Annotated in this window: 9 protein-coding genes and 1 tRNA gene; 6 read left to right on the forward strand and 4 right to left on the reverse strand. The window is 70.4% G+C overall.

The window, feature by feature from the left end; all coding sequences use genetic code 11:
• Positions 1-5 precede the first annotated feature (5 nt).
• From ACWEOE_RS21690 to ACWEOE_RS21700, 3 genes are all read left to right on the forward strand, one after another.
• Positions 6-845, forward strand: a complete 840-nt coding sequence (locus ACWEOE_RS21690) for a fumarylacetoacetate hydrolase family protein (RefSeq protein WP_452011895.1) — start codon at positions 6-8, stop codon at positions 843-845.
• A 72-nt stretch (positions 846-917) separates the two neighbouring features.
• Entirely contained in the window at positions 918-1,604 is a 687-nt protein-coding gene (locus ACWEOE_RS21695; RefSeq protein ID WP_452011898.1) for a GntR family transcriptional regulator, read from the forward strand.
• A 238-nt stretch (positions 1,605-1,842) separates the two neighbouring features.
• Complete coding sequence (locus tag ACWEOE_RS21700; protein ID WP_452011901.1) at positions 1,843-2,652, forward strand: polysaccharide lyase family 7 protein; 810 nt, start codon at positions 1,843-1,845, stop codon at positions 2,650-2,652.
• 40 nt (positions 2,653-2,692) lie between these two features.
• Here ACWEOE_RS21700 and ACWEOE_RS21705 read toward each other — a convergent pair whose 3' ends face one another.
• From ACWEOE_RS21705 to ACWEOE_RS21715, 3 genes are all read right to left on the reverse strand, one after another.
• A complete protein-coding gene (locus tag ACWEOE_RS21705; RefSeq protein WP_452011904.1) occupies positions 2,693-3,052 on the reverse strand; it encodes a hypothetical protein in 360 nt (119 codons plus the stop codon).
• Positions 3,053-3,585: 533 nt separating this feature from the next.
• Positions 3,586-4,488, reverse strand: coding sequence for an LLM class flavin-dependent oxidoreductase (locus ACWEOE_RS21710; protein WP_452011907.1), 903 nt, complete (start codon positions 4,486-4,488; stop codon positions 3,586-3,588).
• A gap of 25 nt (positions 4,489-4,513) precedes the next feature.
• On the reverse strand, positions 4,514-5,638 hold the full coding sequence (locus ACWEOE_RS21715) for an epoxide hydrolase family protein (protein ID WP_452011910.1): 1,125 nt from the start codon (positions 5,636-5,638) through the stop codon (positions 4,514-4,516).
• A 103-nt stretch (positions 5,639-5,741) separates the two neighbouring features.
• Between ACWEOE_RS21715 and ACWEOE_RS21720 the strand changes: the two genes are divergently transcribed.
• A tRNA-Arg gene (locus tag ACWEOE_RS21720) sits at positions 5,742-5,814 on the forward strand.
• Positions 5,815-6,026: 212 nt separating this feature from the next.
• On the opposite strand, the gene ACWEOE_RS21725 is transcribed toward ACWEOE_RS21720, so the two are convergent.
• Positions 6,027-7,031, reverse strand: a complete 1,005-nt coding sequence (locus tag ACWEOE_RS21725; protein ID WP_452011913.1) for a helix-turn-helix domain-containing protein — start codon at positions 7,029-7,031, stop codon at positions 6,027-6,029.
• A gap of 150 nt (positions 7,032-7,181) precedes the next feature.
• Here ACWEOE_RS21725 and ACWEOE_RS21730 point away from each other — a divergent pair, with 150 nt between their 5' ends.
• Together ACWEOE_RS21730 and ACWEOE_RS21735 are read left to right on the forward strand one after the other, a co-directional pair.
• Positions 7,182-10,889, forward strand: coding sequence for a S8 family serine peptidase (locus tag ACWEOE_RS21730; protein ID WP_452011916.1), 3,708 nt, complete (start codon positions 7,182-7,184; stop codon positions 10,887-10,889).
• Positions 10,890-11,128: 239 nt separating this feature from the next.
• The gene (locus ACWEOE_RS21735; protein ID WP_452011918.1) at positions 11,129-12,049 is read left to right on the forward strand and encodes a cation diffusion facilitator family transporter; all 921 of its coding nucleotides are present in this window, start codon (positions 11,129-11,131) and stop codon (positions 12,047-12,049) included.
• Positions 12,050-12,121: the final 72 nt, after the last annotated feature.

The raw sequence follows: 12,121 nt of genomic DNA on the forward strand, positions 1-12,121 counted from the left end.
CCGCCATGCGTTACGGAAACATCAACGGTCGCCTCGCCCTGCTCGACGGCGATCGCGCCCTCGACGTCGAGAAGGCCAGCGACGGCCGCTTCGGCCCGGACCCCGACTCCGTCTACGCGAGCTGGACCGAGTTCGCCGACTGGGCACGGCAGCAGTCGTTCGACGGCGCGGTGCCCTTCACCGACGCCGAGGTCGGCGCGCCGGTGCTGCGTCCGGCGCAGATCTTCGGCATCGGCCTCAACTACGCCGAACACGCGTCGGAAGCCGGGCTGGCCGCTTCGGCGACGCGCCCCGCGGTGTTCACCAAGTTCGTCACGAGCATCACCGGCCCCTACGACGCGGTGCGGCTGCCCAGTGAATCGGTCGACTGGGAGGTGGAGCTCGTGGCCGTGATCGGCAAGCGGGCCGAGCACGTCGCGAAAGAGCAGGGCTGGGACTACGTCGCCGGCCTCACGGTGGGGCAGGACCTGTCCGAGCGCGAGGTCCAGATGGCCGGTTCGGTGCCGCAGTTCTCGCTCGGCAAGTCCTACCCCGGGTTCAGTCCGATCGGTCCGGCGATCGTGACGCCCGACGAGTTCGCCGACCGGGACGACCTCGCGCTGCGCTGTTCCGTGGGCGACGAGGTGCTGCAGGACGGCCGCACCAGCGACCTCATCTTCTCGGTGCCGGCGCTGGTTTCCTACCTGTCGTCGATCCTGCCGCTGCTGCCGGGCGACGTGATCTTCACCGGCACGCCCGCGGGCGTCGGCATGGCCCGCGACCCGAAGCGCTACCTCGCCACCGGCACCACGCTGGTGAGCGAGATCGAGGGCATCGGCCGGCTCCGTAACGACCTCATCGCCTGAGTGCCACGTGCGATCCCGGCCGATCATGGCCGGGACCGTAAAATATCGATTTTACGGTAGAATGTTCGAGTGGTGACGAAACCTACTGCCAGCCGGACCGAGGAAGTTTTCGAGACCCTGCGGGCCGAGCTGCTTGGTGGCCGCTTCGAGCCGGGGCAGCGTATGAAGTCCCAGGAGCTGAGCACGCGGTTCGGCGTGAGCATGTCCGTGGTGCGCGAGGCGCTGACGCGGCTGGCCGAGCAGGGGCTGCTGGTGGCCACGCCCCAGCGCGGATTCACCGTGCGGCCCCTCTCAGTCGACGATCTGGCCGACCTCACGAAGGTGCGCGTGCAGATCGAGTCGCTGGCGCTGCGGCAGTCGTTCGAGCTGGGCGACCTCGGCTGGGAGACGTTGGTGCTCGGCACCCACCACGCGCTCGAACGCACCCCCGTGATCCTCGGAGACGGCTCCTACAACGAGGACTGGACCGCCGCCCACCGCGCCTTCCACCGCGCCCTGCTGGCCGGCTGCGCCAGCCCGCGGCTCGAGGCCATCGCGACCTCCCTGCGCGACAGCGCCGAGCTCTACCGCCGCTGGTACTGGGCCCTGACCGACGACCACCAGCGCGACATCGCCGGCGAACACCGCCGCCTCAAGGACTACGCCCTCGACCGCGACGCGGACCACGCCGTGGGCCTGCTCGCCGCGCACATCGAACGTGTGCCGAAGGCGCTGATCGAGTACGCGAAGGAGAACGGTCTGGACTCGACGTTCGCCTGAGCGGGAACCGTTGCACCGACCGAGATACCCGGCCGCCGCGGAAAGTCGCTCGACGCGCACCGGAAAGCAATCGACGGCTGGTGTGCCGCTGACCGGGCAGAACACCCGTCCGCCAGCACGCGTTCTCGCATCATGTCAATCCTTGACATGATGCGACCACAACCTTAACGTTTCCTTTCGCCGCCGGGTTTCCGAACATTATTCACATATCTGAATAAATGGCACAGAGGTCCCCACCGTGCGAAAGGAAACTGCGATGCGCATGCGCGCCGCGCTCGTCGTGCTGGCTATTCCCGCTTTTATGGCTGCCACCGCGTTGTCGGCGGAAGCCGCACCGGCCACCGGGCAGTCCGTTCTGGGCAATCCGTCCGTGGCCCCGGGCGGAAACTTCGACCTGTCCACCTGGCAGCTGCAGGAGCCGGTCGGCTCACCGGGCTCGCCGACCACCATCTCGTCGTCCCGGCTGCAGGGACCGAACGGCTTTCAGGACAGCTACTTCTACACCGACACGCGCGATGGCGCGATGACGTTCTGGGCGCCGGAAAAGGGCGTCACCACACCGAACTCGAACTACGCGCGGTCCGAGCTGCGGGAGATGAACCGCAGCGGATCGGCGGCCGACTGGTCGCTGAGCGGGTCGCACAAGCTCAGCGCCACCCTGCGCGTGGTGTCGGTGACGTCGAACGTGTGCGTCGGCCAGGTGCACCTCGGCTCGGGCGGCTCGTCGACGAAACCGTTGCTGGAGCTGTACTACCGCTCGAGCGGCGACATCGTGCTCGGCACGGAGAACTCGCCCGACGGCGGCCAGACCCTGCACACTGTCGGCCACGTCTCGGTGGGCAAGACCTGGTCCTACACGATCGGGATCTCCGGCGGCAACACCATCGACCTGACCGTGAACGGCAGCACGACGCACTACGGCATCCCGTCGTCGTTCAAGCAGTACAAGCAGTACTTCAAGGCCGGTTCGTACAACCAGTCTTCGTCGAGCAGCACGACGAAGGGTGCTCGCGTCGCCTTCTACGGGCTGACGGTTTCCCACAGCTGAGCGGCACATCGCCGGGCCGGGACCGAACCCGGCCCGGCGGTCATCCACTGTGGACCTTCTCCGGAACGCCCAGCACCGCGGCCAGCTGTGCGAGCAGCACCGCGCGAAACCCCTCCGATGCCCCGGAGGCGTGCTGGGCGCCGAACACGATCACCCCGGCCAGGGCCGTCAGCACCAGGCCCACCACATCCTCGGCCGGATGCGTGAGTGTGAACCCGCCGTCGCGCACCGCGGCCGAGAACGGCGCCCGGTAGCCCGCCAACACGTCCGTGACCGACGCGAGGTTCGCGGCCGCCAGCACACCGATGGTGTCGGCCAGCACCGGCGCGGCCGCGCGCAGCGGCGCGATGAGGTCGGCGCCTTCGGCCGCGCAACCCTGGAACGTGAAGCGCACCGACACGGTGAGCGTGCCGCGCAGAAACTCCGAGACGAAGGGCAGATCGGGCGCAGGAAGAACACCGAGGTAGCCAGCTCGTCGGCGCCTTCTCCGCGAACTGCTGGTACGCCTCGAGAACGGCGCGTGCGTCGGCGCCGGAGTAGTGCAGCGCGCCCGCGTACAGCTTGGTCACGGGAAGAGGTCGAACGCGCCACCCATCGTGTACCCCGACCGTGCCGATCGCCGGCGACGACCGCGCCGACGACCACGTGGGGTTCGTGGCGCACGACCGGGTTGAACACCGCGACCTCGTCGGCGAACCCGTCGTCCGCCGGCCTCAGCACCGGTCCCTTGACCAGGGTGCGCGAAGTGGACAGCTCGTGGGACATGGCGACACCCTTTACCGGGGAGACGGCCATGTCGCTCGCCGTCGGTACGCCGATACCCTATTTCGGTACCGCCAAACGGACGCAACAGCAGAGCTGAACGGGCACCATCGTGCCCGTTCAGCCCTCAAGATCGTGTTGCCGCAGCTCAGAGGCGCTGTTGGCGACCGCTCAATCCAGCGCGGGAATGATCTCCCGGGCGATCAGCTCGGCGTGCTCGGCCTGGTCGTAGAGCGGGGTGAACAGCACGAGCTCGGCCCCGGCGTCGATCACCTCGCGCACCGCGCGCACGCAGTCGTCGGGTGTTCCGGCGATGGCGGCAGCCGCGATGGCCGGCGGCAGGCCGCCGTAGAGGGCGGTCAGCTCGGCGTTGGTGCGCTCGCGGGCACGGTCGGCGTCGGCGTCGATCGCGAGGTACACGCGCTTCGCGATCTCGAAGTCCGGCCGTGGGTTCTGCGCCCGCAGGAACCGCACCTGCTCGGCGAACGCGGCCGTCGGCGTGGAGCCCGCGCCGAAGAAACCGGTGCCGTGGTCGACGGCGAGCTGCAACGCCTTCGGGCCGCTGCCGCCGAACCACAGCGGCGGGTGAGGTTTCTGGAACGGGCGCGGCGTGATGGTGGCGCCCGACAGCTGCCAGAACTCGCCGTCGTGGTCCACGGTGTCCTGCGTCCAGAGCTTCTTGACCAGCTCGACGCCCTCGGCGAACCGCGAGAGGTGCCGCTCGGGCGACAGGCCGAACGCCGCCCACGGCCGGTTCTTGCCACCCGACCCGACGCCGACCTCCAGCCGTCCGCACGAAAGCTGGTCGAGGCTGCTGGTGCTCTTCGCCAGCTGCGCCGGGATGTGCAGGGTGGACACGAACACCGTGCACCCCAGCCGCAACGTGTCGGTGCACGCGGCGGCGAACGTCATCGCCTCCAGCGGGCTCAGCGAGGGGCGCCGGCCGAACACGGCCTCCTGCGTCCACGCGCTGTGGTAGCCCGCTTCCTCCGCGCGAACCAGGTAGTCGCGGAACTCGCCCGGGTCGAACGAACCGTCCGAATAGAACTGCGGAATCGCGATCGCATACCTCACCCCGCGAATCCTAGGGTCGCGAGAGTCAGCACACGAGCCGGAAGAACCCGCGCACCTGTGCCACCAGCGACTCCGGTTCCTCCATCGCCGCGAAGTGCCCGCCGTGCGGCAGTTGTTCGAACCAGCGCAGATCGGTGAACCGCAGCTCGGCCTCGCGGCGCGAGGGACGTGTGATCTCCTTGGGGTACGAGGAGATTCCCGACGGCGCGGTCACCTTGCCGCGAAACCCGCTGCCGAAGCTCTCCCAGTACAGCCGCGCCGACGACGTGGCCGACGCCGTGAACCAGTACACCGAGATCGCGTCGAGGATCTGCCGGCGCGTCAAGGCGTCTTCCGGATGACCGTTGTTGTCGGTCCAGGCCCAGAACTTCTCCGCGATCCAGGCGGCCTGGCCGGCGGGGGAGTCGGTCAGGCCGTAGCCCAGCGTCTGCGGGCGGGTGGACTGCTGGCCGGAGTACCCGCGGCCCGTGCGCCCGAACTCCTTCCCCGCGGCGAGCGCGGCCTGCTCCTCGGGCGTCGGGTCGTCGAACTGCCCCAGCGGCGCCGCCGCCATGTTCACGTGGACGCCCGCCACCCGTCCCGGCGCCACCTCGCCGAGTGCCCCGGACACGGCCGAGCCCCAGTCGCCGCCCTGCGCGCCGTAGCGCTCGTAGCCCAGCGAGGCCATCAGGGTGTCCCAAGCGCGCGCCGTGCGCTCCACGCCCCAACCGGTGCGGGTCGGCTTGTCGCTCCACCCGTACCCGGGCAGCGACGGCGCGACCACGTGGAACGCGTCCGCCGGGTCACCCCCGTGGGCCCGCGGGTCGGTCAGCGGGCCCAGCACGTCGAGGAACTCGAGCACCGACCCGGGCCACCCGTGTGTGATGACCAGCGGGAACGCGTCCGGCTCGGGCGAGCGGACGTGCAGGAAGTGGATCCCCAGGCCGTCGACGGTGTCGCGGAACTGCGGGAACGCGTTCAACCGGTCGGCGAACCCGAAGTCGTACTCCTCGGCCCAGCTGCGGCAGAGCTCCTGCGCGTAGGCGAGCGGCAGGCCCTGCGACCAGTCGTCGACGGGCTCGGCCTCGGGCCAGCGCGTGCGCCGCAACCGTTCCCGCAGGTCCGCGATGTCGGCTTCGCTCACGTGCGCCTCGAACGGTTCCGCTGCCACCCGTGCTCCCTCCGTCGGCAAGATCGAAACTATCAGCTTCGGGCGAGTAGGTGACCCCCTGCGGAACACCGGTCGAACCCGGATGCGCTAAGCTCTCCGCATCGCCCTTGTAGCTCAGGGGATAGAGCACTGCCCTCCGGAGGCAGGTGTCGCAGGTTCGAATCCTGCCAAGGGCACAGGCGGTTGGGTGGTTCCTGTTCACGGAAAGCGTGAACGGGGACCGCCTTTTTGTGTTTTCTGGGGGCCGAGCCCCCAGACCCCCGCCGGGGGCGAGCCCCCGGACCCCCGCCGTGGTGAGGCCCCGGACCCCGCCGTGGTGAGACCGCGGGGCCCCGCCGGGGGTGAGGGCCCGGGTCCCCGGTGTGGTTGCGGTTCGCGGATGCTGGGGTCAGAGCCAGCCGCGTCGTTCGGCGAGGCAGCCCGCCTGGAAACGGCTCGACGCGCCCAGGTCCGTCATCAAGCGTTGCAGCCGGCGGTACGTCGTGCGGGTGCTCCAGCCGTTCACGCGCGCGATGGCCGTGTCGGTGAGGCCCGCCATCATCATGGCCAGCAGGGAGCGCGTTTCGTCGTCCGGGCCGGGAACGCCGGTGGCGCCGGTGTAGTCCGCGGGCGTCGGGGCGGTCGGATCGAGGGGGACGGCCTGGGCCCACTCGCCCTCGAACAACGCCTCCAGCGCGGTCAGCAGCGGCGAGCGGCGCACGAGGTAGGCCACCTGAAGGCCGCTGCGGGACAGGTCGAACGGGATGAGGGCGTCCTGGTCGTCGCGGATGATCAGCTTGATGGGGAGGCTGCGGCGGGTGCGGGCGACCTCACCGCCGCGGGCGGCCGGGAGGATGTCGGTTTCCAGCTTCCGCGGCCAGGTCAGGGCGTCGAGGCTGTAGATCACGCGGTGTTCCACGCCGTCGTTCTGGTGGCGGGCGATCTGCGCCTGCGTGTTGCGGGCCGCGCCCTCGCCGCCGGGTCGTTCGTAGTACGGCGGGGTGTCGAACACGCGGACCTGGCGGCGCGCTTCGGACTCCATGTGGGCCACGGCCGTGGCGATCGTCTCCCGGTCGGTGAGCTGCTCGATCACGAGCTCGGGGCTCGTGCGGTGCGCGCTGCGGTGGATCTCGGACAGCGAGTGCACCTTCGCGCGCGCCGCGCTCAGCTCGCGTTCGCGCAGCTGCACGAGCTGGTTGATCGCGATGTCCGGCGGCGCCGCCAGGTAGCGCGGGGGCGTGCCGCTGCCGCTCACGAGGTGCTTCGCGACGAGCGCAGCGAGTGCCGGCTCCAGTGAGGCCGCCGGGGTCGCGAGCTGCTCGGCGAGCGCGTCGACCGTCGACCCCGGAAGCGCGACCAGTGCTTCGTAGACCCGCTCTTCGTCGGCGGACAACCCCAGGACCCCGAGTTCCATGCGAACGGTCTACCGGATGTGTCGGGATTGTGCCAAGTGGCAGGGAGCAGACAGGCGCGGATCTTGTGCCGGGTGGTGCCGCCTGGCACTGTTCGGCCATTCCGGCGAGGTAGTGGTGCCGGTTTCCCTTGCGCCGAAAGGACTCCCGCGTTGAGAACCTCACGCAAGAGCCGGGCTGCCGCGACGGTCGCGTGCCTCGCGCCGTTGCTCACCTCACTGGTGGTCGTCGGTCCGGCGTCCGCCGCCGAAGCAGTGGTACAGACCGGCACCACGCCGGGCGCCCACACGGTCACGCTGATCACCGGTGACGTCGTCACCGTGAACCCGACCGGCGACGGCACCGACGGCGGCACGATCTCGGTCAAGGGCCCCGACGGCGGACCCGCCGACGCGCGGATCCTCGAATCGGCCGGCGACGTCTACGTCTTCCCGAACTCGGCCGCGGCCTACCTCGCGAAGGGCACGCTCGACCGGCGCCTGTTCAACGTCACCGACCTCATCGCCGACGGCTACGACGACGCTCACCGCGACAACCTGCCGCTGATCGTCTCCTACTCGACGCCGACGGCCGGGCTGCGCGCGAACACCTCGCCCCGCGGATCGGCGCTGGTCCGGCCGCTCCGAAGCGTCGACGGCGCGGCCGTGACCGAGAAGCACGCGCAGGCCGAGGACTTCTGGACGAGCGTCACCGCCGGCGCGCCCGCGTCGTTCGGGGCCGCGACCCGCGGCTTCGCTGACGGCATCAAGCAGATCTGGCTCGACGGCAAGGTGTACGCGGACCTGGCCGAGTCCGTCGCGCAGATCGGCGCCCCCGGCGCCTGGGCCGACGGTGACACCGGGGAGGGCGTCGACGTCGCGGTGCTCGACACCGGCGTCGACGAGACCCACCCGGACCTCGCGGGCCGCATCGTCGACACCCGAAGCTTCGTCGCGGGCGAGGACGTCAAGGACCTCCACGGACACGGCACCCACGTCGCCTCGACCATCGCCGGCACGGGCGCCGCGTCCGGTGGCACGGAGAAGGGCGTGGCGCCGGGCGCGCGCCTGCACATCGGCAAGGTGCTCTCCAACGCCGGCTCCGGAGCCGACTCCGACATCCTCGCCGGCATGGAGTGGGCCGCGGTCGACGAGCACGCCAAGGTCGTCAACATGAGCCTCGGCTCCCTCGACCCCTCCGACGGCACGGACCCGATGTCGCAGGCCGTGAACCGGCTCAGCGCGCAGACCGGTGCCCTGTTCGTGATCGCGGCGGGCAACACCACGGGCGCCGGCACGGTCGCCTCGCCCGGTGCCGCCGACGCGGCGCTGACCGTCGGCGCGGTCGACGGCACCGACCACCTCGCCGAGTTCTCCAGCCAGGGCCCGCGCGTGGGCGACGGTGCGCTGAAGCCGGAAATCACCGCACCTGGCGTCGACATCCTGGCCGCGCGTTCGCAGTACACCAGCGAAGGTTCGGGCTTCTACCAGACGATGAGCGGTACTTCGATGTCCACGCCGCACGTGGTCGGCGCCGCCGCGCTGCTCGCCGCGAAGCACCCCGAGCTCACCGGTGCCCAGCTGAAGGACCTGCTCACCAGCACCTCGAAGCAGACACCCGGCTACACCGCCTTCCAGGCCGGCAGCGGCCGCGTGGACGTCGGCGCCGCCACGCACGCCGGGGTCTTCGCCACGGCTACCGCGTACGCCGCGCAGGACGCGCACGGCGCCGTGCAGCGACCGGTCACCTACACCAATCTCGGTGCCACGCCGGTGACCCTGACGCTGTCGGTCTCCGCGCCCGGCGTGCCGGCGGGGATGTTCAAGCTCTCGGCCGGCCGCGTCACCGTACCCGCGAACGGCACCGCCAACGTCACCGTGACCATCGACCCGCACGCCGCGCCCGGCAAGTCCGACGGCTTCAGCGCCCAGGTCCTCGCCAAGACGGCGGACGGCGGCCTCGCCGCGCACACCGCGGTGTCGCTCGGTGCCCTGTCGCACCTGATGACCGTGAACGTCAAGGACGCCGCCGGCAAGCCCGCGTCCGCCCTCGTGGTCGTGCTCCGCGCCGGAGACCCGAACCCGGGGCTGTTCGCGGTCGACGGCAGCGCGAGCTTCTACACGCCCGACGACCAGTACTCCGTGCTCGGCTACCTGAACGTGCCCGGCACGCACGGCCCGCGTTCGCAGGGGCTGGCACTGCTCGGTGACCCCGACGTCGACTTCACCGGCGACCGCACGATCACCCTCGACGGTGGCCACGTGCGGCTGGTCGACGAGACCACACCTCAGCCCGGCGCGCCCACGTACCTGCGGCTCGAGTACTCCCGCACGCTCAACAAGGACGGCCGTTTCCACGACTTCGGGCTCGCCGACGCCACCTTCGACAGCCTCTGGGTGCAGCCGCAGGAGAAGGTGACCCACGGCGACTTCACCCTCGGTGCCCGCTGGCGCAAGGAGCAGCCGGGGCTGACGTTGTCCGTGCGCGGCACCGACTTCACCGACGTCCTGCGCCAGAACGGCGTCACCCCGCTGCCCGCCGGAACTCGCGACCTCTCGCTCGTCTACGCCGCTGACGGCGCCCCTGCGGACTTCACGGGTGCCGGGGCCCGTGGCAAGGCCGTGGTCGCGCGCCTCAGTGACGCGGTGGCCCCGGTCGAGCTCGCCCAGGCGGCGGCCGCCGCCGGAGCCAAGCTGCTGCTCGTGGTCAACGACCAGCTCGGGCGCCGGCAGCTGTCCTTCGCGACCGACTCGCTGCACCCGAGCCCGATCGACGTCGCGCTGCTCGGCCAGGACGAGGGCGAGAAGCTCATCAACCAGGCCCGTCAGCACAACGCGCAGGTGCGCACTGAGTCGCACCCGGTGGCGTCCTATGTGTACGACCTCGTGCACACCTGGCACAACGACCTGCCGCGGGACATGATCGCCCACGCGACGGGCAAGAACCTCGCGCGCATCGACGAGACGTTCGCGGGGTCCGTGCCGAAGACCGGTGCCGAAGAATGGCGTTACGACTTCCCGGCGTACACGGAGTGGGGGATCGGCAACTACGTCCCGATGGCGCCCAGCAGCCACCGCACCGACTGGGTCACCACCGACGGCGCCAACCGCTGGGGCCACGAGGTCACCGACGGCGTGTTCAACGCCTGGGGCGTCCGTCGCAGCTACACGCCCGGCAGTGTCACGAGTGACGACTGGTTCACCCCCGTGCAGCGCCCGTACCTGAGCAACAACTACCTCGGGCCGACGCGCACGGACAACTCGCTGCGCGTCGACGTGCCCGGCTACGGCAACGCCGACCACACCGGTTCGCTGCAGGACTTCCAGTTCGCGAACCAGACCACCACGCTGTACCAGGGCGACAAGCAGCTGGGCACCGCGTCGAACGGGCTGATCATGTACGCCACCGTGCCCGCCCAGCGCCGGCAGTATCGCCTGGTCGTGGCCAACCAGCACGCGTCGTCGGTGAACCCGCACTCGACGTCGACCACGACGGCGTGGACGTTCTCGTCCGCGGCGCCGACGGTCGCCGGGGAGCAGGATCTGTTGCCCCTGCTGCAGATCCGCTACGGCCTGCAGGCCGACGGCTCGGGTTCCGTGTCCCGGGACGCGAAGTTCGCCATCACGGCCGAGCAGCGTTCGCCGGTCTCGGTCGGGTTGACCGACGTGGCGGTGGCGGGCGCCGGTTCCGCCCGCACCTCGCGCGTCGAGGTGTCCTACGACGACGGCGCCACCTGGACGCGGCTGTCCACCGACCGCCGCGGTTCCTACGAACTCGACGCGCCGCGGAAGGCGAAGTTCGCCTCCCTGCGGGTGACCGCGAACGACTCGGCGGGCAACTCGGTGGAGCAGACGGTGATCCGGGCGGTCGGCCTGCGCTGACCGGAGCTGCGAAAACCAGCAGGGCTCCTGCCGCGGCAGGAGCCCTGCTGTTGCGCGTGGCGGATCCCAGTACGCGAGAGTGCTCGACCGGGGGATGGGTATCCGGCAGTGTCGCCGATTACAGTGAACTTAGGCTTACCTGTATTGCACATATGCGCATGCGACTATATATTTCGGACAGGGCAGGAAGACCGGCTCGGCGCCGATGATGACCTGGGGAAACGACGGGAGGCGAGAGCATGGGCCACGGACACGGCCATGGGCACACCGCCGCCCCGGCGAGCGCGTCCGGCCGGTACCTGCGGGCCCTGCTGATCGCCCTCGTGATCGGCGCGGCCTTCATGGTGCTCGAGTTCGTGGTGGGGTTCACCACCGGTTCGCTGGCCCTGATCTCCGACGCCGCCCACATGTTCACCGACGTCCTCGGGGTCGGCATGGCGCTCGCCGCGATCGTGCTCGCGTGCCGCAGCGGACCCACGGCGAGCCGCACGTTCGGGATGTACCGCGCCGAGGTGCTGGCCGCGCTCGGCAACGCGGTGCTGCTGTTCGGCGTGGCCGCGTACGTGCTGGTGGAGGCCGTCGGGCGCATCACGGACCCGCCCGAGGTGGCGGGCCTGCCGGTGCTGCTGGCCGCGGGCGCCGGCCTGATCGCCAACGTCGTGTCGTTCTTCGTGCTGCGCTCGGGCGCGCGCGAAAGCCTCAACGTGCGCGGCGCGTACCTCGAGGTGCTCGCCGACCTGATCGGCTCGGTGGGCGTGCTGCTCAGTGGCGCCATCACCCTCACCACGGGCTGGCGCTACGCCGACCCGATCATCGGTGTCGCGATCGGCCTGTTCGTGCTGCCCCGCACGTGGACGCTGGCCCGCCGCGCACTGCGGATCCTGTTCCAGCACGCCCCGACCGGCGTCGACGTCGGGGAGATCAGCACCGAGCTCGCCGCCCTGCCGGGTGTCTCCGACGTCCACGACCTGCACGTCTGGACGCTCACCTCCGGCATGGAGGTCGCGTCCGCGCACCTCACGATGAGCGAGGAGGCCGAGCAGTCCGCCGTGCTCACCGAGGCGCAGGACCTGCTTTCGATCCGGTACTCGATCAACCACGCGACGCTGCAGGTCGAGGGTTCGTCATGTGCCCGCCGGTGTCAGGAACTCTCCTGGTAGGAGGCGTTTCGCCCCTGTTGGGCGGCCCTCCCGTCACCCTGAGCCGAATCCGGTGAGATCTGAGACGCTCAC

Source organism: Amycolatopsis sp. NPDC004368 (assembly GCF_053602515.1).